The organism is Lacinutrix jangbogonensis, from assembly GCF_000797445.1.
GTDB lineage: Bacteria > Bacteroidota > Bacteroidia > Flavobacteriales > Flavobacteriaceae > Lacinutrix > Lacinutrix jangbogonensis.
The window spans coordinates 22,932-45,940 of the sequence record NZ_JSWF01000044.1; the positions used below are offsets into that span (position 1 = coordinate 22,932).

The 23,009-nt window shown below is 32.7% G+C and carries 20 protein-coding genes; 10 read left to right on the forward strand and 10 right to left on the reverse strand.

The annotated features are described in order from the left end of the window. Window positions 1-132: 132 nt before the first annotated feature. The 5 genes from RH82_RS16125 to mraZ all read right to left on the reverse strand — a co-directional run bounded on the left by RH82_RS16125 (window position 133) and on the right by mraZ (window position 5,405). Entirely contained in the window at window positions 133-1,596 is a 1,464-nt protein-coding gene (locus tag RH82_RS16125; protein WP_034062315.1) for a UDP-N-acetylmuramoyl-L-alanyl-D-glutamate--2,6-diaminopimelate ligase, read from the reverse strand. Further along, entirely contained in the window at window positions 1,593-3,545 is a 1,953-nt protein-coding gene (locus tag RH82_RS16130; protein ID WP_052158397.1) for a penicillin-binding protein, read from the reverse strand. Before RH82_RS16130 ends, RH82_RS16125 begins: the two co-directional genes overlap by 4 nt. A gap of 60 nt (window positions 3,546-3,605) precedes the next feature. Continuing rightward, window positions 3,606-3,929 carry an FtsL-like putative cell division protein gene (locus RH82_RS16135; RefSeq protein WP_034062320.1) on the reverse strand — a complete coding sequence of 108 codons (324 nt, stop codon included), beginning with the start codon at window positions 3,927-3,929 and terminating at the stop codon, window positions 3,606-3,608. Between the two features lie 122 nt (window positions 3,930-4,051). Then, complete coding sequence (gene rsmH, locus RH82_RS16140) at window positions 4,052-4,948, reverse strand: 16S rRNA (cytosine(1402)-N(4))-methyltransferase RsmH (RefSeq protein WP_034062322.1); 897 nt, start codon at window positions 4,946-4,948, stop codon at window positions 4,052-4,054. Then, window positions 4,935-5,405, reverse strand: a complete 471-nt coding sequence (gene mraZ, locus RH82_RS16145; protein ID WP_034062324.1) for a division/cell wall cluster transcriptional repressor MraZ — start codon at window positions 5,403-5,405, stop codon at window positions 4,935-4,937. The genes rsmH and mraZ overlap by 14 nt, the downstream gene beginning before the upstream one ends. A gap of 293 nt (window positions 5,406-5,698) precedes the next feature. Here mraZ and RH82_RS16150 point away from each other — a divergent pair, with 293 nt between their 5' ends. The 5 genes from RH82_RS16150 (at window position 5,699) to RH82_RS16170 (ending at window position 9,879) form a co-directional block, all read left to right on the forward strand. Further along, complete coding sequence (locus RH82_RS16150) at window positions 5,699-6,463, forward strand: alpha/beta fold hydrolase (RefSeq protein ID WP_034062326.1); 765 nt, start codon at window positions 5,699-5,701, stop codon at window positions 6,461-6,463. Between the two features lie 294 nt (window positions 6,464-6,757). Further along, entirely contained in the window at window positions 6,758-7,366 is a 609-nt protein-coding gene (yihA, locus tag RH82_RS16155) for a ribosome biogenesis GTP-binding protein YihA/YsxC (RefSeq protein WP_034062328.1), read from the forward strand. 8 nt (window positions 7,367-7,374) lie between these two features. Next, complete coding sequence (locus RH82_RS16160) at window positions 7,375-8,046, forward strand: hypothetical protein (protein WP_156112518.1); 672 nt, start codon at window positions 7,375-7,377, stop codon at window positions 8,044-8,046. A 50-nt stretch (window positions 8,047-8,096) separates the two neighbouring features. Continuing rightward, complete coding sequence (locus RH82_RS16165) at window positions 8,097-8,960, forward strand: RluA family pseudouridine synthase (protein WP_034062332.1); 864 nt, start codon at window positions 8,097-8,099, stop codon at window positions 8,958-8,960. 127 nt (window positions 8,961-9,087) lie between these two features. Next, window positions 9,088-9,879: a hypothetical protein gene (locus tag RH82_RS16170; RefSeq protein ID WP_034062333.1), complete on the forward strand. Its 792-nt coding sequence runs from the start codon at window positions 9,088-9,090 to the stop codon at window positions 9,877-9,879. A gap of 43 nt (window positions 9,880-9,922) precedes the next feature. Here the strand turns inward: RH82_RS16170 and RH82_RS16175 are convergent, their stop codons facing one another. Beyond that, the gene (locus RH82_RS16175; protein ID WP_034062335.1) at window positions 9,923-11,014 is read right to left on the reverse strand and encodes an ABC transporter permease; all 1,092 of its coding nucleotides are present in this window, start codon (window positions 11,012-11,014) and stop codon (window positions 9,923-9,925) included. 6 nt (window positions 11,015-11,020) lie between these two features. Next, window positions 11,021-13,162, reverse strand: a complete 2,142-nt coding sequence (locus RH82_RS16180; RefSeq protein WP_034062336.1) for a carboxy terminal-processing peptidase — start codon at window positions 13,160-13,162, stop codon at window positions 11,021-11,023. A 254-nt stretch (window positions 13,163-13,416) separates the two neighbouring features. On the opposite strand from RH82_RS16180, the gene surE reads away from it, so the two are divergent. From surE to RH82_RS16205, 5 genes are all read left to right on the forward strand, one after another. Then, window positions 13,417-14,193: a 5'/3'-nucleotidase SurE gene (gene surE, locus RH82_RS16185; RefSeq protein ID WP_034062337.1), complete on the forward strand. Its 777-nt coding sequence runs from the start codon at window positions 13,417-13,419 to the stop codon at window positions 14,191-14,193. Beyond that, complete coding sequence (locus tag RH82_RS16190) at window positions 14,186-14,473, forward strand: hypothetical protein (protein WP_034062338.1); 288 nt, start codon at window positions 14,186-14,188, stop codon at window positions 14,471-14,473. Before surE ends, RH82_RS16190 begins: the two co-directional genes overlap by 8 nt. 62 nt (window positions 14,474-14,535) lie before the next feature. Continuing rightward, complete coding sequence (lpxB, locus tag RH82_RS16195; RefSeq protein WP_034062341.1) at window positions 14,536-15,657, forward strand: lipid-A-disaccharide synthase; 1,122 nt, start codon at window positions 14,536-14,538, stop codon at window positions 15,655-15,657. A 1-nt stretch (window position 15,658) separates the two neighbouring features. Then, the gene (locus RH82_RS16200; protein ID WP_034062342.1) at window positions 15,659-16,186 is read left to right on the forward strand and encodes a C40 family peptidase; all 528 of its coding nucleotides are present in this window, start codon (window positions 15,659-15,661) and stop codon (window positions 16,184-16,186) included. A gap of 208 nt (window positions 16,187-16,394) precedes the next feature. Then, window positions 16,395-18,329: a ComEC/Rec2 family competence protein gene (locus RH82_RS16205; RefSeq protein WP_241148091.1), complete on the forward strand. Its 1,935-nt coding sequence runs from the start codon at window positions 16,395-16,397 to the stop codon at window positions 18,327-18,329. Between the two features lie 6 nt (window positions 18,330-18,335). Here the strand turns inward: RH82_RS16205 and RH82_RS16210 are convergent, their stop codons facing one another. The 3 genes from RH82_RS16210 to RH82_RS16220 all read right to left on the reverse strand — a co-directional run bounded on the left by RH82_RS16210 (window position 18,336) and on the right by RH82_RS16220 (window position 22,861). Continuing rightward, window positions 18,336-18,887, reverse strand: a complete 552-nt coding sequence (locus RH82_RS16210; protein ID WP_034062345.1) for a thioredoxin family protein — start codon at window positions 18,885-18,887, stop codon at window positions 18,336-18,338. 108 nt (window positions 18,888-18,995) lie between these two features. Next, a complete protein-coding gene (locus RH82_RS16215; protein WP_034062348.1) occupies window positions 18,996-20,585 on the reverse strand; it encodes a peptide MFS transporter in 1,590 nt (529 codons plus the stop codon). 41 nt (window positions 20,586-20,626) lie between these two features. Next, complete coding sequence (locus tag RH82_RS16220) at window positions 20,627-22,861, reverse strand: S9 family peptidase (RefSeq protein ID WP_034062349.1); 2,235 nt, start codon at window positions 22,859-22,861, stop codon at window positions 20,627-20,629. Window positions 22,862-23,009 lie beyond the last annotated feature (148 nt).

Below are 23,009 nucleotides of genomic sequence, written 5' to 3' on the forward strand. Positions count from 1 at the left end.
TTGTTGTGGATCCCTACCTAAGCAGGAATGACAAAACTTTAGTTATTGTTTATTTTAAAAGCATTTCGACAAACGCTGTATGTCAATTCGTTTTCTATTATACCCGTCAGTCTCTAAAACCTTTCAGGAAATCTACTTTTGCAACCGTTTTAATAATTCATCTACAATTTTAAAATCATCAAAATCTGTGCGCTCCCCATTGACCTCTTGATACGTTTCATGCCCTTTTCCTGCGATTAAAATTATATCTCCTGCATTTGCCAATTGACAAGCTGTTTTAATTGCTTGTTTTCTATCTACAATTGACAACGTTTTTTTAAAATTTTGAGGTTCTACACCTTTTTCTATAGCCTCCATTATAGTTTGTGGAACTTCGGTTCTTGGATTATCACTAGTAAAAATCACTTTAGTACTTAAAGCAGAAGCAATGTGCCCCATTTTAGGACGCTTAGTAACATCTCTATCCCCACCACAACCAACTACCGTAATTAATTCTTCATTTTTACTACGAATATTATTTATGGTTTCCAGTACATTTTTTAAAGCATCTGGTGTATGTGCATAATCTACAATTGCAGTTATTTTTTCTTCAGAAATTAAATACTGAAACCTTCCACTTACACTTTCTAATACACTTATTAATCTTAGGATTTCGGTTTTCTCAAGTCCTAATAAATCTGCAGTAGCATAAATTGCCAAAACATTAGAAGCGTTAAAACGTCCTATTAATTTTGTCCAAACTTCGCTATCGTTTACTTTAAGTAACATGCCGCTAAAAGAGTTCTCAAGAATTTGGGCCTTATAATCTGCGTAATTTTTTAATCCGTATTTATATTGCTTCGCTTTTGTATTTTGAAGCATGATTGCTCCATTTTTATCGTCTGCATTCGTTATTGCAAAAGCATGTTTTCCAAGATTATCGAAAAACGTTTTTTTGACGTCTCGATATTCAGCAAACGTATCATGATAATCTAAATGATCGTGAGTAAGATTTGTAAAAACACCTCCTTCAAACACCAATCCTTCGGTTCTTTTTTGATGAATTCCATGAGAACTTACTTCCATAAAACAGAATTCTACACCGTCATCATTCATCTCCTTTAGATACCGATTAATCGTTAAGGAATCTGGTGTTGTATGTGTTGCTTTATAATCTTTAGTATCTACTTTAACCACAACAGTAGACAATAATCCAACTTTAAAACCAGCCTTTTTAAAGAGCTGAAACAATAAGGTTGCTATGGTCGTTTTTCCATTAGTTCCAGTAATACCAACCAATTTTAAGTTTCCTGATGGATTTCCATAATAATTAGAAGCCATTACAGCTAAAGCTGAACTGGAATTTTCCACCTCTATATAACTTACGCCTTCTTTTAAAGTTTTTGGCAATTGCTCACAAACCACAGCTATCGCTCCTTGCTGCAAAGCTGTTTCAATATAGTCATGACCATCTACAACAGTACCTTTAATAGCCACGAACAAATCGTTAATAGCAATACTGCGTGAATTAAAATGAATATTTTCAATATTCAAATTAGTTGTCCCAACAACAGCATTGATTGTTACTTTGTATAATATGTCGATTAATGAATTCACGATAATTTTAAAACTATAGTTTGATTTTTCTTTACTTTTTGTCCCTTCGGAATGGATTGCGATGTCACAAGACCACTACCAGTAATTTTTACCTCTAATCCTAAATTTTCACATAATGCCATCGCATCCATTATTGGTAAGCCTATAACATTTGGCATAATTGTTAAATAAGCATTTGAAGTATCATAGTAGTTTTGAAACTCGTCTTCAACTGCAGCATTTTGAACCTCTAAAGATCCTATCTCATCTATAATCGGTGTATCTGTAAATATTTTTTGCGCAATACGTTTAAACACTGGACCAGTAACATCTGCTCCATAATAGCCAACCTTTAAACTTGGCTTATGTATAACAACAATGCATGAATATTTGGGATTTTCTACCGGGAAATAGCCAGCAAAAGATGAAATGTACTTTCTATCCTTTAACCACTCTTGATTATTTCCATAATCTGTTCTTGCTGTACCTGTTTTTCCCGCCATAGAGAAATATTTAGAATACATTTTCTTACCTGTTCCTCTTTCTACAACATTTTCTAAAAGTTTTTGAGCTATTTTTATCGTTTCGTCTGAAGCTATTTTTTTTACACGTACTACTTTTTCAAAACTTTCAATCTCTCTATCTAATTCTTTTACTTGACGCAAAAAACGAGGCTTTAACATTTCGCCATTATTTGCTACGGCATTATAAAACGTTAAAGTTTGCAATGGTGTTAATTGCAAATTATAGCCGTATGCCATAGATGGCAATGCATTACGGCTCCATATTTCATCTCCTGGCTTAGGAATTACCGGATTACCCTCTCCAATAATTGGTAAATCTAAATTCTCATGAAGTCTCCATGTTTTCAACCTATCTATAAATTTATTAGGGCTTTTAGAATAATGATCATCAATAATAGTTGCCAAACCAATATTTGATGATTTTTCAAAAGCTTCTCCAACAGAAATTTTGCCATAACCATTACCCGTATCATTTATAGCTCTACCGTAGAACATTTTTCTACCAGTTTTTGTATCAACAATAGTAGAAGTATCAATAACCTTATCTTCTAATGCAGCCATTATTGCCATTAACTTGAAAGTAGAGCCTGGTTCGTGCGACTCCCAAACTGCATAATTTCTTTTCTCGTAATATTTACCAGATTTAGATTTCCCCAAGTTTGAAATCGCTCTAATCTCTCCCGTTTTCACCTCCATCACTACAACACAACCATGCTCAGCATCGTACTTTTCTAATTGCTCCAATAATGAATGGTGTGCGATATCTTGAATATTTACATCTATTGTTGTATAAACATCGTAACCATCTTGAGGCTCAATTTGGTTATAATCTACAATAGGTTTCCATTGCCCTTTGCCTATTTTCTGTTTTAAACGGTGCCCATCTTTACCTTTTAAATACTTATCTCCAAAAGCGCCATCGATTCCAGCTCTTGTTACATTTCCATTTTCGTCTGTGCGCTCATAACCTATCGTTCTCATTGAGATTCCTCCCATTGGATGTTCGCGCTTTGTGTTTTGCTCCATTATTAGCCCACCTTTAAAAGCACCTAATTTTAATAATGGAAAATTGCGTACTCTTAAATAATCCGAATAGCCAATATCACGTGCAAGGAGAAAATATCTGTTTTTATTAGCTTTGGCCTTATCTAACCTGTTACGATAGTATGAAGCTGGTTTACCTCTGTATTTAGATAAAGAATCGCACAGTGGTCCAATTTGTTTTTGCCATACTTTTTCCCTAGGTGTTTTAGTGTCTATTCTAATATCGTATTTAGGAATTGAGGTTGCAAGTAAGTTTCCATTAACAGAATACACATTACCTCTGTTTGCAGGAATATCTCTATTCTCGATAGTTCGCTTTTCGGCTAAATCGCGATATTTATCACCATTTACATATTGAATGGTTAGCAATTTAATAACCACAGCAAGGCCGAAGATGAACATACATCCAGCTACAAAATACAATCGGTTTAATATGTTAGTTTCGTTTACTGACACAATTACTTAATCTTGCTTTTCGCTTTTAACTTTTATTTTTTGAGGCGGAACTTCGGAAGTCCTTAATCCTATTTCTTTCATTTTTGCCGAGACAACAGATTCTTTTTTCAACTCCATCAATCGACCTCTTCCATCTATAAATGCTGAACGCAATTCTTTAGCTTCATTACCTAATCTTGCGATTTCGTGTACTTTTTTATCTGCACTATGCGAGCTTGCAATCATGACTATCGCTAATACCGAAATAAAGAGAATCATTCTCCAATTTTTAAAGGAATCATCGCTCACTAAAAACGTTCCTCTTAATATGTTATAGATGTTTTTTTTCAAACTAAATTTTCAATTTTAATCATTGCGAATCTTCTTAAGCGCGGCTATTTTTATGAACACCTATAATTTTTATACTCAAGAGATTCCGACATCACAAAAAAGATTATTTGAGCGAAAAACGACTACATTTTTTCGGCAAAACGTAATTTCGCACTCCTTGATCTGCTGTTCAATTTTATTTCTGCTGCTGAAGGAATTATTAACTTCCCAACCTTTTTAAGTGGCACTTCAAAATTGCCAAAGACATCTCGTTCTGGTTCTCCTTCAAACAATCCGTTTCTTACAAAACGTTTTACCAATCTGTCTTCTAAAGAATGATAGCTTATCAAGCTCAATCTTCCTTCTGGCTTAAGTATTTCTGGTGTTTGCAATAAAAACTCTTTTAATGCTTCAATTTCTTGATTCACTTCAATTCTAATAGCTTGATATATTTGAGCTAAAATTTTATTCTCGTGTTTTGGAGATAAAAACTGCTTCAATACCTTTTTAAGCTGATCACCAGTTTTCAACACTTCCTCTTTACGAAAGTCAACAATTAACTTTGCCATTGCTGGAGCTGCACGCAACTCTCCATATTGCAATAACACTTGCTTAAGTCGCTCTTCGTCATATTCATTAATTACATGATATGCAGATAATTGACTTTTCTGATTCATTCTCATGTCCAACTCAGCTTCAAATCGTGTTGAAAATCCGCGTGCTGCAACATCAAATTGATGTGACGATACGCCAAAATCTGCCAAAACACCATCGACTTCTTTAACCCCATAAAATCTCAGAAAGCGTTTTATGAATCTAAAATTCTCATGAATAAGTGTAAATCTAGGATCATCAATCTTATTTTCAAGGGCGTCAGCATCTTGATCAAAAGCAAATAATTTTCCCTTTTCACCAAGACGACTTAGTATTTCTTTACTATGCCCACCGCCACCAAAAGTGACATCCACATAGATTCCATCTGACTTGATATTTAAACCATCTACGGATTCTTTTAGTAATACAGGATTATGATATTCCATCAGCTTCTTCGTCTTGTCCCATAACTTCTTCGGCTAAATCTGCAAAATCTACAGTCGCGTCATCAATGGTTTGTTCGTACTTATCCTTATCCCAAATCTCCACAATATTAATTGCTGAAGACATCACTATATTTTTCGAAATATTTGCAAAAACAGTTAAATCTTTAGGAATTAATAATCTTCCACTAACATCTACTTCAACCATTTTCACACCCGCAGTAAACCTGCGAATAAAATCATTATTCTTTTTCTTGAAACGATTTAGTTTATTCACTTTCTGCATTAGAACTTCCCATTCCGCCATTGGATACAATTCTAAACACGTCTGAAAAACCGCTCGTTTCAACACAAAACCATTTTGCAACACCGGCGCTAGCTGCTTTTTAAGCGCAGCAGGAAGCATAAGCCTTCCTTTGGCATCTGCTTTACATTCGTATGTTCCTATTAATGAGTTCAATGTGGTATTTTTATATATAAACGAATAAGAGTCAAATATATTGAAAATTTTACCACATTTTACCACATTCTACCACATTGTTAATAAATACTTAAATGAAATCTTCTATTCCAACTTTCAAAAAGCCCCTTTAAGACCTAAACACATAGCTTTCAGGGTATTCAAAATGGTCAAAAATAGTAATGAACAACTGTTAATATCTAAACAGAATAGTTTTTTGAAGTATCTAAAGAATACTCTTTTTTTTTATTTGAAATAACTATATTTGCTTTTAAGGATTGACTAAAAAATTAATGTCGCACACACTAATTACAGAAGGAAATTACAGTTATATCGAAGCTGGACAGGGCACACCAATAGTTATTTTACATGGACTTATGGGTGGCTTAAGCAATTTTGACGGTGTAATAGAACGCTTTAGTAAAGAGGGTTATAAAGTAATTATCCCACAATTACCTGTGTATTCGATGTCGCTTATAAAAACTAATGTGAAATCCTTTTCGAAATACTTAGGCGAGTTTATAAAATTTAAAAATTTTGACGAGGTTATTTTATTAGGAAACTCTCTTGGTGGACATATTGGTCTTTATTACACGAAACACAATCCAGAAAAAGTCAAGGCGTTAATTATAACTGGAAGCTCTGGTTTATACGAAAGCGCAATGGGAGGCGGTTACACAAAACGCAGCGATTACGAGGTGATGAAGAAAAAAGCACAAGATGTTTTTTACGATCCTGCTGTTGCTACAAAAGAAATTGTTGATGAAGTTTACGAAATTGTAAACGACAGAAGTAAATTGATAAAAACGTTAGCTATTGCAAAAAGTGCCATTAGACACAATATGGCAAAAGACTTACCCAAAATGAATACTCCAACTTGTATTATATGGGGAAAAAACGACGGTGTTACTCCTCCTGAAGTTGCAGTCGAATTTAACAAACTACTACCCGATTCTGATTTGTTTTGGATTGATAAATGTGGCCATGCTGCCATGATGGAACATCCTGAAGAATTTAATGGTATTCTTGGAGACTGGCTAAATAAACGAGAATTTTAGGATTCATTCATAATTATTTTTCAGCGCTTACCTGTTTTACTTACTCTTAATACGTTCTAAAATTAAAAAATCCTAATCTAACGCTTTATCCTTACCTGACTCTTTTCAGAAGAAAAAAACACTGTTATGGTTACACGACTTCTTAGCTAGTTGTTCTAGTTTTTAACGCTTACTCTTTTTTGCTTACTTAAATGTGCTTACTTTTGTGGCTCACTCAGCAAGTTAAAACTTTAACTTACATGAGTATTTTGTTTAATTAATTATGAGATTTCTGCCTTCGCAGAAATAGGAGAAATGAAAATAAAGTCTGCTGAATTTGTATTGAGTAATTCTGATGTGGCAAAATGCCCCAAAGATATGTTACCAGAATATGCCTTTATTGGTAGAAGTAACGTTGGTAAGTCTTCACTTATTAATATGATTACTAGTAGAAAAAGTCTTGCTAAGACTTCTGGAAGACCCGGAAAAACACAACTTATTAATCATTTTCTTATAAATAAAGATTGGTACTTGGTAGATTTACCTGGTTATGGTTATGCAAAAGTTTCAAAAAGCACAAAAAAGGTCTTCCAAAAATTTATTACAAAATATTTTCAGGAACGCGAGCAGTTAGTTTGCGCTTTTGCTTTGGTAGATATTAGACACAAACCGCAACCTATAGATTTAGAGTTTATGCAATACTTAGGTGAAGCTGGTATTCCATTTTGTATCATTTTCACTAAAGCCGATAAGTTAAAACCGAAAGCTATAGAAAACCACGTTGAAGATTACAAAAATATCATGTTAGAAACTTGGGAAGAGATGCCTAAATATTTTATAACTTCTAGTTCTAAGGATATTGGTAAAGAGGAAGTGCTTGGATATATTGGGGAATTGAATGATGGGATGATTGAGGATGCTTAATTAAAAAAATGAAAATAATTATAACCTTTTTCCTTTTGCTGTTTTTGACTCCTTTAGTTCATAGTCAAAAAAGAACTTATATTGATGAAAAAGGAGATACAATCAATAAATATAAGTATTTTAAAAAATGGAGAAATAAAGACTTATTGCTAAGTGCTTGGCATTATAAAGACAAAAAAGGAAAGCGTTATCTAACATTAAAAAACGACTTATACTTACAAGAAACTTACGCTTTTAATAGTATAAAAAGTGAGATTGAAGAACTAATCAATATAAAAATACCAGACTCAACAGTGTTATTGATAGAATACACTTATAAGGACGACTTGTGCTCTTCTTCTCGAGATAACAATTGGACTAGATCTGAGATTAGTGAAAGAAAAAAATTCACTGACCCTATGCGCACAAGTTTAATTAAAAAACATGTTCTTTTAATTTCTTTATTTGAACCTGGAATAACACTAAAAAATAAACCAAAAAGCAAGTATGAATATTTTTATACTGATAAAAATAATTTCTTCAGAAAAAACCTCTTTATTAATCCAACTTTGTGCGGCTCGTTTGCTTTAATGAAAACAAATGGACAATGCATTATTAGAAATGGTGAATATCGAGCAGATAATATGGCTCAGCACTTAAAACCAGAAAACTGGAATCTCTTTTTTGAGAGAAAAGAATAATTCCTCATCCTTAATCTGATATAATTTGAATCTATTACAGCATTAACCGAATGCATCAAACCAAAACCCACATCGTCCCAAAACTCGCAAAGCCAATTAGGCTTCAAGAATATGGTGTTGGCGTCTTTAATTTAGTTTTTACTAAATCTGCTTTAAAAAAAGCCTTAAAAAAACAATACATTACTGTTAATGGTGTGGTTGCTACTTCTGCTACTTTTATAACTGGTGGTGAAACTATTTGTTTATCTATTCTACATCACAGTAAACCTAGAACCAAACTCATTTTAAAACTAAACGTATTGTTTGAAGATGACTATTTAGCAATTATTCACAAACCTGCAGGCATATTAGTAAGTGGTAATAGCTTTAAAACTATTGCAAATGCTTTAATTCAAAACCTAAAGCCAAGTCATCTTCCAGATCGAACAACACCTCAACCTGTTCACAGATTAGACTTCCCTACAACAGGTTTGTTATTAATAGGAAAAACAAGCGGTAGTATTCGTGCTTTAAGCAAACTGTTCGAAGACAAAAAAATCAAAAAAAGGTATTATGCTATTACTATTGGTTCAATGGAACCAAAAGGTGAAATCAGTTCTGAGATTGATGGTAAATCATCACAATCTCATTATAAAGTAAAAGCAAGTATTACTTCAAAACGATTTAGCATTCTTAACTTAGTAAAGCTGAAACCAAAGACCGGCAGAAAACATCAATTACGGAAACACCTAACAAGTATAGGCCATCCCATTTTAGGTGATAAAGATTATAGTATTCCCCATTTAATATTAAATGGTAAAGGTTTGTATTTACATGCCTATTCACTAAAATTTATTCATCCTTTTACAAATAAAAAAGTGTCTATAGAAGATGAATTACCCGATAAATTTAAAAAAATATTTGACTCCTTTTAGCACCTAATATTTTCGCAAGAATAATTTTTTTTTACACAAATTTTACACTTTTTTTACATTTGCTGTACAAGTTAAATCTTGTCCTCACTATATATTTGACAGATATTAATCTTTAAATATAGTAATCATGAAAAATCAAAGTACCCTCTTAAGTCTATCTATTTTTATTGCTTTCAGTTTTAATAACTGTAAAGATTCCAATGAAAGTGCATTAAACTCAAAAGACACTGCTCAACTTGAATTAGTAGACCAAAACATGAAACCAGGAAAAGCTGAATCTGACTATTACTACGGAATAGGCTCAAGGTTTGAAGCTATTAGCAAAACAGATTTAGACAATGCAACTACTATTTATCCTTTTAATCGTGATCATGAAAACGAACGCATTGAAAAAATTAATTCTACAGAAATAATTATTATTGAAAACGACAGACGAACAGACAGACGCGAGTATGGTCGTTCTGAAAACTTAACAGATGGACAAAAAGCACTCTTTAAATCTCTCGACTACTCTAAACACTTTTCAATGAAAACACTTTTTAAAGAAAAAACAACAGAAAACATAGTGTTAGATGAACAGAAATTCAATCCACATTATACCGTTGTACCTGAAATTGAAGCTTTTTACATAGAAGGTGAAGATGCAATAATTAACTACCTAATAGAAAACAGCAGAGTCGAAACATTAAATTTAGATAGCAAAAAAGTGCGCGCAGCTAAAATTTATTTTAAAATTTCAAAAAAAGGAACACTAAAAAATGTTTATATGGAAAGGACAACTGGATATCCAATATTAAACACAAAGCTAATAGAATTAATAAGTACTATACCTGGACAATGGGAACCTGCTAAAAATAGTAATGGTGAAATTGTTGAACAAGAATTTGCTTTCACTTTTGGACCAAAAGATGGTTGCTAATCAATAACTCTTTCATCAATCTGCTAAAATGAGATCATTACAATTAATTCTTGACATCTAAGGCATCTCTTAAAGCATTTCCAATCAGCATAAAAGCCATGACTAAAAACATGATGCATAGGCCAGGAATAACAGCTAAATAGGGCTTACCAAGAATAATATAATTGTAGTGGTCTTTTATCATTGCTCCCCAACTTGCCATTGGTGGTTGTGCACCAATACCTAAAAAGCTTAATCCACTTTCTATTAATATTGCCGCAGCAAAGTTTGCTGCACAAATTACTATTACGGGTGCCATTATATTTGGTAAAATATGTTTGGTAATAATACGATAGTTATTAAAACCTAATGCTCGAGCTGCAGTTACATATTGCATTTCTTTTGCGCTAATAATTTGACCACGCACTACTCTAGCAACTTCTACCCACATAGTTAAACCCACAGCAATAAAAACTTGCCAAAAGCCTTTGCCTAAAGCTAATGTAATAGCAATAACCAATAATAAAGTTGGTATAGACCAGGTTACATTTATTATCCACATAATAAAAGCATCTACTTTACCTCCAAAATAACCTGCAACACTTCCCATAAATATTCCAATAACTAGAGAAATAAACACAGCTACAAATCCGATAAAAAATGAAATTCGAGCTCCAACTAAAACACGACTTAAAAGATCTCGACCATATTTATCGGTTCCTAAATAGAAAGTTTTTTTGGTGATTAATGTTTCAGGCTTTATGGACTTATCTTCTAAAACATAGGCCTTTTGGACACCTTTTAAACCATCGGAAGCATATTCGGTATAGTTTATTGTATTATTTGAAATTGTGTGTTGAGAAATTGGTATTTCGGTTACCGTATTAATGTTCCCGAAGAACACTTTATCAAAGAAACCTTGCTCGTTTTTAATTTGCGAGGGCAACACTAACATCCCTACAGTAAAACCTGGTACTTTCGAGTGTATGGAGACATGCATTTGGTTGGCGTGCCTTGAATTATCTGGAGCAAAAAGATAGGCGAATACCGAAATTACACCAACAAATGCAATAAAATAGAAACTAAAAACGCCCCAAAAATTCTTTTTGAACTTTTGGAGCGCTAATTGACTTAATGAGTTTACTTTTGTACTCAATGCTATTTATTCTTTTATGGTCGCTACTTTTTTAATTTCGTAGGTCATTTTTAAATCATCCAAAACATTCAATGCTTCTTCCACATATACATCTTTGCTTAAGCTCTTGTGCCATCTTACGCGCTTTTCCTTTAAAATAGTATCTGTTTCAAAAAGTGAAGTTTCATAAGGTAAAGACTTGAATGTTAAGTCTGTTTTATACTCCGAAATAGCATCAAACTCTTTAGCTTTTTCTTCGTCTGCATTTAATTCAGCTTTATACTTTTTATAATTTAGAGAATAGATATTCTCATCCATTTGCGTTTTTATCCACCTTGCATTTTCCTCAATAAGCTTTAGTTGCGCGTTGTTTTCCATACGCGCTTTACTATTACTTATTGTGGTATCGTAATCGAAATAGCTATTCCAATAATCGTACTTTACAGCTTCAATTTTATCCCAAGGTAATGGATTAGCTTGATCGCGTTCTCCAATATCGATAAAACTATAACGATCCGGAACAACAACATCACTTTTAACACCTTCCAACTGTGTTGAACCACCATTAATTCTATAAAACTTCTGACGTGTAATTTTAATAGCGCCTAAATCTCCATGAGAACTGTTACGCACCATTCGGTTCAAGTCTAATATATTTTGAACCGTTCCTTTACCAAAAGTTTGAGTACTTCCTATAATAATGGCACGTTTGTAATCTTGCATTGCAGCCGCCAAAATCTCTGAAGCCGACGCTGATAACTCATTAACCATAATGACTAAAGGTCCATCCCAAATAATAGAAGCATCCGTGTCTTCTAAAACTTCTTTTGGTTCACTCGTAGAACGCACTTGCACAATTGGCCCTTCTTTTATAAATAAACCTGCAATATCTACCACAGTTTTAAGAGAACCTCCTCCATTATTTCTTAGATCTAAAACAAGACCTTCCATACCTTCGGCTTTTAACCTTTCTATTTCCTGCTTAATATCTGAAGCTGCATTACGCTTGTTATAATCTGTAAAATCAATATAAAATTTAGGTAAGTTAATTACGCCGTATTTTTTACCATTTTTCATAACCGTCGATGATTTGGCATATGTTTCTTCTAACTCGACTATATCCCTAGTAATGGTTATATCTTCAATAGTACCATCAACTTTTTTTAAGGTTAAAATAACTTTAGTTCCTTTTGGGCCTTTTATAAGTTTAATGGCATCGTCTATGCGCATTCCTACAATACTAACTGCTGCTTTTTCATCTTCTTGACGTACTTTTAAAATAATATCACCAACCTCTAGCTCTTGTCCTCTCCAAGCTGGACCACCAGAAATCACTTCCATAATTTTGGTATAATCCATTCTTTTTTGAAGCCTTGCTCCAATACCTTCTAATTTGCCCGACATTTGTTGATCGAAACGATCTTTATCTCTTGGTGCTAAATAAGAAGTATGTGGATCGAACTCCTCAACAATGACATTAATGTACATAGAAAACCAATCTTTACGTTGTAAATCTTCTACATAATCTGTGTAATATGCATCAAGGTTTTTCATGGTTTCACCACGTGCTTCAATTTCTAATTCTGCAAGCGATTTTTTTATTTTTAGTACTTCACCTTCAATAGCAACTGTATCTTTTTCTTGAGTTCTAATTAACTCCTCGTAATTAGAAATGGTACTAAATTTTAATAATTGTCTCCAACGGTTTTTCAACTTTCTCTTATTTTTTACATAAACATGATTTTCATAATCTGTATCAAAATCTTCGTCTATTTCGAAATCGAAAGGTTCGTTTAAAATCGACTTGTAAAAAGACTTAGCTTCATCCATACGCTGAACCAATCGTTTATTTGTAGCATTAAAAAACGTAATATCATATGCTTTAAGCTCATCGTCAATTTGTGTTTTAAACTTTTCAAACTCTTCTATATCGCTCTCTAAGAAGAAACGTTTTAAAGGATCTATTCGGTTTAAGTACGTTGTAAACACATCTTCAGAGAATTCATCATCAAAATCTTTTGGCTCAAAATGCAATTGCTCCAAAGCAACAGTTATAATCTGAATTAAAAGTTTATCTTTATCTGGATCGTTATCCACTTTGGCTGTAAAACTACAAGACCCAAAAGCTAACAAAAGCACTAGCATTAATATATTATATTTTCTTTTCATGTATTTATATTTATTTTTTTATGACCACATTCAATTCACTATTATTCAATCCTTTAGGGAATAATAAATTGAACTTGTCCGATTTATGTGTTATTTTATCTATTATACCTTACGTGATAAGAGAAAACTTTCCACTAAAATAAAAGAAAAAACCGTGCCAAGTATCTGTGAACGCGCTAATTTTTTGTTAAACCGTTAATTTTAGTAAAATACTATAGAAATTATGTATTTTAGCTCGTTATTAAAGGCTTTTAATGAAAAATAGACCACTTATTTTAGTTACAAACGACGATGGCATAACTGCTCCAGGTATTCGCACTTTGGTAAGCATTATGAAAACCATAGGAGACGTTGTTGTTGTAGCTCCAGATCGTCCGCAAAGCGGAATGGGACATGCTATTACTCTAGATTCAACTTTGCATATTGAAAAAATTCACGTTAACGAAGGTGATTATGATGCCTATAGTTGCTCTGGAACACCTGCAGATTGTGTTAAAATTGCTGTAAACGAAATTCTAGACCGACGACCAGATTTAGTCGTTTCTGGCATAAATCATGGTAGTAACTCTTCTATAAATGTAATCTATTCTGGAACTATGAGTGCTGCTATTGAAGCGGGAATTGAAGGTATTCCTGCTATTGGTTTTTCACTTTTAGATTACAGTTGGAATGCTAATTTTGAACACTCAAAATCGTATATAAAAACAATTGCTGAAAATGTTCTAAATGAAGGTCTCACCGAAGGTACAGTGCTAAACGTTAACATACCAAATTTAGAAAAAAACAACATTCAGGGTATAAAAATTTGTAGACAAGCTAGAGCCAATTGGAAGGAAGAATTCGATAAACGTAAAACACCTCAAGGTAAAGATTATTATTGGTTAACTGGAAAATTTGTAAATTACGATAAAGGCAAAGATACAGACGAATGGGCTCTCGAAAACGGATACGTTTCTGTTGTTCCTGTGCAATTCGATTTAACAGCGCACCATGCTATACAACACTTAAACACTTGGAACTTTAATGAATAAAAAAGCTATTGTTATTGGATTTCTTATTGGCTTAGTAACAACCTTTATTGGGATTTCTATTTACACCTTAATTATTGGTGTAACATTAGATTTACCCTCTCAAGATATAATAAACAAAATACTATCTACAAGTATTTTAGGAAAACGCGCTAGTATTGGTGTTTTACTTAATTTACCCGTTTTTTATTATTTCTTAAACAAGAAAAAAGAAGATTACGCAAAAGGTGTTTTAATTGCTATAGTTTTAGTAGCTTTAATTTTTATACTTAATAAGTTATAAAAATGAAACACATATTTATTTGGATGTACCATGCAGTCAATAAAAAACAATACTATTAACGCATGAAATACTATATTATTTCGGGAGAAGCCTCAGGAGATCTACATGCTTCGAACCTAATGAAGGCATTACTTCTCGAAGATCAAAATGCTGACTTTCGGTTTTGGGGCGGCGATCTTATGGAAGCTGTTGGTGGTACACTAGTAAAACATTATCGCGAGCTTGCTTTTATGGGTTTTGCTGAAGTAATAATGAACTTAAGAACCATTGCAAAGAACCTATCTTTTTGCAAACAAGATATTGAAGCCTTTAAACCAGATGTTATTATCTACATAGATTATCCTGGTTTTAATTTACGAATTGCCAAATGGGCAAAACCAAAAGGCTACAAAAACCATTATTATATTTCTCCGCAAATATGGGCCTGGAAAGAAGGTAGAATTAAAAGCATAAAAAAAGATGTAGACGAAATGTATGTTATTCTACCTTTCGAAAAACAATTTTACGAAGGCAAGCACAACTTTCCTGTACACTTTGTTGGCCATCCATTAATTGATGCTATTGCAGACAGGAATCAAGTAGATGAGCTTACCTTTAGAACACAAAACGGATTAAGCGACAAACCAATTATTGCCTTATTACCGGGAAGCCGAAAACAAGAGATTAAAAAAATCCTTTCGGTCATGCTTAGTGTGGTGGATGACTATAAAGATCACCAATTTGTAATTGCTGGTGCCCCAGGACAAGATTATAATTTTTATCAGCAGTTTATTAAAAAATCTAACATTCACTTTTTAAATAATAAAACCTACGATTTACTAAGTATCTCTACAGCTGCTTTAGTTACCTCTGGAACTGCGACTCTTGAAACTGCATTATTTAAAGTGCCTCAAGTTGTATGCTACAAAGGGAGTTGGGTTTCTTATCAAATAGGAAAACGTCTAATAAATTTAGATTATATTTCTTTAGTGAATTTAATACTTAACAAAGAAGCTGTAACTGAACTTATTCAAGCCGACTTTAATACTAAAAGATTAAAAAAAGAACTAGACACTTTACTAGACGGATACCAACGCACAACATTCTTTTTAGATTATTACGATTTAGAAAGAGACCTAGGTGGTAAAGGTGCAAGTGAGAATACTGCTAAATTGATTTATAGCGCAATAAAAACAAATATCTAAAATGCGAAAAACGGCCCTCATATTACTTACTCTTATTATATTATCTAGCTGTGGAAGTGCTAAGAACAAACGTGTAACTCCTAGAAAACAGCAAACTACAAAAACAATTAAAAAGGCCAGAAAGAAAACTAATGTTCCGGCTACAAGGATAGTAAAATCCATTATTAATAATGCAGAAAGATATGAAGGTACACGCTATAAATATGGTGGTACAACAAAAAGTGGCATGGATTGCTCTGGCTTAATTTACACTGCTTTTAAAGAAGATAATATTGCTATTCCTCGTTCATCGCGTGCAATGTCTAAAACTGGAGATTGGATAGATTTAAAAAAAGTACGCGCAGGTGATTTGTTGTTTTTTGCTACAAAAAAGAACAACAGAAGTATTAACCACGTTGGTTTAGTCACAGCAATTAAAGGAGATGATGTTGAGTTTATTCACTCCACTACAAGTAGAGGCGTTATTACTTCTAAAGTAAAAGAAAAATACTGGTATTTCGCTTTTGTGCAAGCTAGGAGAGTGCTTTAAATTTATTTTAATAATAGATAAAAATACGAGTAAATAGTATAATAAAACTAAAAAAGGACAATACAATCTCTCTTTTATATTGAATATCAGCATTTTGTGAGGTTTTATTTATTATCTTTTAGGAGTGAAACTTCTTAACTTCACTATAATTAAACTAACGGCTTGCTTAGTTTTTGGAATTTTACTCGCTTATTTTATAGCTATTCCATTGACTATAATTTTATATGCGACAGCTTTTCTTCTCTTTCTATTAACCCTTATTTATTTAATTTCTAAACAGAAAAGACTTAAAACTGTTTGGTTTGGAGTTGTTAGCTTTTTAATTATGGTTTGTATTGGTGTTTTGGTTACCAATATTCATAATGAAAAACTTGATCTAGACAATTATAGAGCTATTGATTCTGATGAAAAACTAATCACTTTTAGAATCAGAACCACTTTAAAATCAGGGAACTATAATGACAAGTACATTGTAGATATTTTAAAGATAGCTGATGCTTCAGTTACGGGAAAAGCATTACTTAATGTATCGAAAGACAGTTTAAGTGTAGTATTGAAAGTTGATAACATCTATATAACTTCAGAAGGATTCCAATCTATTGTTTCAACTATAAATCCGTATCAGTTTAACTATAGAAATTACCTTGAAAAACAATATGTTTTTAAGCAGCTATATGTAAAACCTAGGCGGCTATTTCGTGTCAGCGAAAACAAGCACACCATTTTTGGTTATGCAGATTTGGCAAGAGAAACTATCAATACAAAATTGAAAACTTATAATTTTGAACCTGATGTTTTAGCTATTATTAATGCGCTCATTTTAGGACAGCGACAAGATCTTAGCAAAGACATTTACGATAGTTATACAGATGCTGGAGCCGTGCATATTCTAGCAGTTTCTGGGTTGCATGTTGCTTTAATATTGTTACTTCTAAATTTTGTTCTAAAGCCTTTAAAACGCTTTAAATACGGCAAAGAAATAACTACGATTATTTTAGTGGTGTTGATGTGGTGTTTTGCCATAATTGCTGGCTTATCGGCCTCTGTAACTCGAGCAGTGACTATGTTTAGTATAATTGCAATTGGTATGCACCTAAGAAGACCAACAAATATTTATAACACACTTGCTATTTCAATATTCGTGTTGTTACTATTTAGGCCCCTGTTTTTATTTGATGTCGGTTTTCAATTAAGCTATTTGGCAGTTATTGCTATTGTAGCGATACAACCAAGACTAGTGAAACTATGGAAACCTAAAAATTTAATCCTGTCTAAAGTTTGGGATTATTTTACAGTTGGTATTGCAGCGCAGTTTGGTGTTGTGCCAATTAGCTTATACTATTTTCATCAATTTCCGGGTTTGTTTTTTGTAGCAAATGTCATTATTATTCCGTTTTTAGGCTTCATATTAGGCACTGGAATATTGATTATTATTCTTGCCTTATGCAATGCTTTACCAAAATTCCTAGTCGATGGTTTCGGATTTATTATTTCGTGCATGAATGATTTAATGAAATGGTTGTCGCTTCAAGAGAGTTTCTTATTTAAAGACATTTCTTTTAATGGCTGGCAAGTTATAAGTGCTTATGTTTTTGCTATTGCATGTGTACAATTAGCCATTCAAAAAAACTATACGTGGTTGAAAATAACTTTGGTTTCTGTTTTACTTTTTCAAGGTGTTAATGTATTTACAAAATATAAAAACAGTACAAATACACTTACTCTTTTTCATAAAAGCAGACATACTGTTATTGGAGAAAAATCACAAAATAAACTAGATGTATATTCAGATTTAGATAGCCTTTCTCAGTTTGGCAATTTAACAGATTATATTATTGGCAATAACGTTACAGAAATCGACGCACACAAAACACCTTCTTTTATTAAGACAAAAAACAATACCATTCTTATTATAGACAGCTTAGGGATATACAACGTAAAGCAGATTAAACCTCATTATGTGTTACTAACGCAGTCGCCAAGAATAAATATAGTTAGACTAATAGACTCGTTAAAACCAAAACAAATTATCGCAGATGGTAGTAATTATAAATCTTACGTTGCGCGATGGAAAGCAACGTGTTTAAAAGAAAAAATCCCTTTTCACTATACTGGCGAAAAGGGAGCTTTTATTATAGATTGAGGTTATTTATAATTGAGCAAATTCTGGTTTAAATTCCTTAAAGTACTCATTAAATTTTGATTGTGTGTCCAATGCCGTGTGCTCATCGCTTTTAAACATTTTTAGATACAACTCTAATTGCTGAGGCTTTTTATAGCCAATAATTGGCGCAATAAAATCTGCCTTTTCATCTAAAAATACAATTGTTGGAAAAGATTTTATACTAAAATACCGTGCCAATTCGTGACCAGAATTTCTACGTTTTGCTTTTGCTGGATCGTAGTTTGGATTCTGAAATGTTTGCTCTTTAAACTCTAAAACGTCGTTGCCTTCCGCATTAAACTTTACAGCATAATAATGCTTATTTACATACGTTGCAACGTCCTTATTTTGAAACGTATTTCTATCAAGCATTTTACAAGGTCCACACCACGAGGTGTAAACGTCCATCATTATTTTTTTAGGTTTCTTTTTTTGAAGCTCTACTGCCTCTTCAAGCGTTACCCAATTAATTTCTTGTGCAGATAGTGTTACAGTTGCAAAAACTGTAAACAATGCTAAAACAATGTATTTTTTCATGTTACCAATTTATATTTTTTAATGTAGTCGCAAATAGTGTTCCAAAGTTACACTAAAACAACAAAACGCCAACTAAGGCCAATTGTTGTTTCTATAGTATATATTATTCTATTTAATACCGTGCATCATTTTTAATAGTTTACGATTAAGAACTAACATTATCAATGCCGCAACTATAGGTATTATGGTAAATATTAAAAAGAAAGTAGATAAACCATGCTCTTCCATAATTGGATCCATATAACTTCCTGTGAACCCTCCTAAAAGGTTAGCAAAGAAGTTAGCAGTAAACCAAATTCCAAACATTAAACTTACAAATTTAACAGGTGCTAATTTACTAACATATGATAGACCTACTGGTGACACACATAATTCTCCCATAGTATGAAGGAAGTATGCAATAACTAAAAATATTAAACTCACAGATGCCGTTTTAGCACCATCTGGAATACCTGCAGCTCCATACGCTAAGGCACCAAATCCTATTCCTACTAGAAATAAACCAATAGCAAACTTCACTGGACCTGAAGGGTTGTATTTACTTTCCCAAATTTTAGAAAATAAAGGAGCAAATAGAATTATGAATAAAGAGTTCAGCACGGAAAACCATGAAGCAGGTACTTCCGTTGTGTCTGATTGGAAATCTCTATTTAACATCCAGATAACAATACCCCAAATAAGGACGAAACTAAAACCTAGAATAATATTAGCAAGGGAATATTTACTATATGTTTGTTTAAATAACATTGCTAAAACCCAGGTAATAACTAACATTGGAATAATTGTTATTATTGTATTTATTATTTTAAATGTTGTAGCTGCACTACCTTCTAAAGCTCTATCTGTATAATCTGCTGCAAAAATAGTCATAGACCCACCTGCTTGCTCAAATGCCCACCAGAAGAACACTACAAATAATGATAAAATACCAATAACAATCATTCTATCTCTAACCACTTTAGTTTTTTCGACACCTTCTACTATTTCTTCAATGTCTTCTTCTATTTTTTCTATGCTGTCTTCTAAAACATGCTCAATATCTCCTGTTTTAACAGGAGTCAATCCAATTTTTCCAAATATTTTCTGAGAGAAATGAAATTGCAACATCCCAAAAAACATAAATACACCAGCAAGACCAAATCCATAATGCCAGCTAACATTTTCTCCTATGTATCCACATAAAAGAATACCCAAGAAAGCACCAGCATTAATTCCCATATAGAAAATAGTATATCCTGCATCTTTTTCTTTTCCTTGTGATTTATATAACTGACCAACCATTGAAGAAATATTTGGCTTAAAAAGTCCGTTTCCAATAATTAAGAACGTTAAACCCGCATAAAAGAACATAGAAGTCATCCCTTCTAAAGCCATAGATGCATGCCCAAGCGTCATGATAAATGCACCTAAAATAATTGCCTTTCTATAACCCATAAATTTATCGGCAATAAAACCACCTATAATCGGTGTTAAATAAACCAATCCAGTATACCATCCATAAAGCACTAGAGCATCTGCTCTATCCCATTCCCAGCCACCATCTATTACGGTTGAAACTAAAAACAGTACTAATAGCGCACGCATTCCATAATAAGAAAAACGTTCCCACATTTCGGTAAAAAACAACACAAATAAACCAGATGGATGGCCTAATACTGTTTTTTGATTGGTTTCTGAACCTCCAAATTTAAATTCCATAAATTAATTAATTAATTAGTTAGTTAGTTAGTTAGTAAATATTATCCTTTAATTTTAACCTCTTTTTCCATTTCTGTTTTTGGGGCTTTAATCTTATCACCCAAAGTACGATCTATAAAATTGGTCATTTTTGTATATAAATGCTTTCGTGTATTTCCGCCATAAATACCATGGTTATTGTCTGGATAAACCATCCACTCAAATTGCTTATCCGCTTGAATAAGTGCTTCAACCATACGCATTGTATTTTGCACATGTACATTATCATCTCCTGTTCCATGGATTAGTAGAAAGTCGCCTTTTAATTTATCTACATGGTTAATTGGTGAATTATCATCGTAACCACTAGCATTTTCTTGAGGTGTGGTCATGTAACGTTCTGTGTAAATAGAATCGTAAAATCTCCAACTTGTTACAGGTGCAACTGCAATCGCCATTTTAAAGACATCGTTACCTTTAAATAATGCATTACTAGACATAAAACCGCCATAACTCCAGCCCCAAATTCCAATTCTTGACGCATCGATATAAGCACGTTGCCCTAATAATTTAGCAGCTTCAATTTGGTCTTCCACTTCAAATTTACCCAATTCTTTTTGTGTTACTTTTTTAAAATCGGCACCTTTAAGTCCAGTTCCTCTTCCATCAACACATGCTATAATGTAACCTTTTTGCGCAAGCATTTGATACCAATAATCATTTGCAGCATTCCAGCGGTTTGCTACTTGTTGCGAACCTGGACCAGAATATTGATACATAAAAAGTGGATATTCTTTAGTAGCATCAAAATTAGCGGGCTTAATCGTCCACATATTTAAATCGTTACCGTTTACACGAATGGTAGTAAATTCTTTTTGCGAGTTTGTAAATTCTGAAACCGTTTTAGATAACACATCATTATCTTTAATACTTTTTACAACATTACCGTTTAAAGCATTGTTTAAAGTATATTCTGGAGGTGTTGTTGCGCTAGAAAATGTATTAATAAAATAAGTGAAATCTGCACTAAAATCTGCATTATTAGTACCTGTAGTTTTTGTTAAACGCATTTTGTTTGAACCCTTAAGGTTAATAGAATACACGTCGCGATTTATGGACCCATTTTCTACAGACTGGTAATAGATGTTATTTGTTTTAGCGTCAAAACCATAATAGTTAGTGACTTCCCAATTGCCTTTGGTTACTTGATTTATTAGTTTACCTTTTTTACTATAATGATAAATATGGTTATACCCGTCTTTTTCACTTGTCCAGATAAAGCTTTTATCCTTTAAAAACGTTAGATTATCTGTAACATCAATATAGGCTTTGTCTTTTTCTTCTATAACCAAAAAAGCGTTATTATCTTGTGTATCTATCATCCAAAGATCTAATTCATTTTGGTGACGGTTCATATAATGCGCACTCAACATATCTGGATCGTTAGACCACTTAATTCTTGGAATATAAAAATCGTTATATGCTTTACCTACTTTTACTTCTTCGCTTTTATTATTCTTTAAATTATATACATATAAAGACACAATAGCATTTTTCTCACCTGCTTTTGGATATTTAAAAACGGTTTGTGTTTGGTACAAATCCTCACCGTAAACATCCATTGAAAATTCCGGAACATTAGTTTCATCAAAACGAATAAATGCTATTTTATCGCTATCGGCATTCCACTCGAAGGCACGAACAAAACCAAATTCCTCCTCGTAAACCCAGTCTGTAATACCGTTAATAATTTTATTTTTTACACCATCTGTAGTAAACTGTGTAGTTTCTCCAGAAAATAAGTCCTTAACATATAAATTATTATTTAAACCAAACGCAACCATTTTTCCATCTGGAGAGAACGTTGGTTCTTGAATTTTTTCTTCGGAAACAGAGGTTAAGCTATTCGTCTTGGTATTAAACACGTAATAGTTAGCCAAAGTAGAGCGTCTAAAAATAGACTCTTGATTAGTCGCTAAAAGCACTTGAGATTCGTCGTTACTAAAAGTATAATCTGTAAAATATTTTATGGCTTCAAGATTTGAAGAACTCACTAATGTATTTACCTTCTTTAAGGTTTTATAATCATAAATATCAATGGTTGTTGAACCATTTGCTCTATCAAAGTTTAAAACAGAATATTCTTGACCATTCCTCATAGAATGCAAAGCGTCTAAACTTTCGGTTCTAAATGTACCATTAGACCATATATCTTCTAGGCTAATAGATTTGGTTTGTGCAGAGGATAAAGTAGTTACTAATAAGCAGAAAAATGCTAAATATCTAGATAATATCATTAAGTATATTTTTTTGATAAAATAATGTCAAGTTTACTAAAAAATAAGCAAAAAACCTTCATTATTAACAGATAATTAAAGATTAAAAACCTCAAAATGATTCGCAGAAATAATTTCATCAAATTAACGCTACAAGAAAACAGTCAAC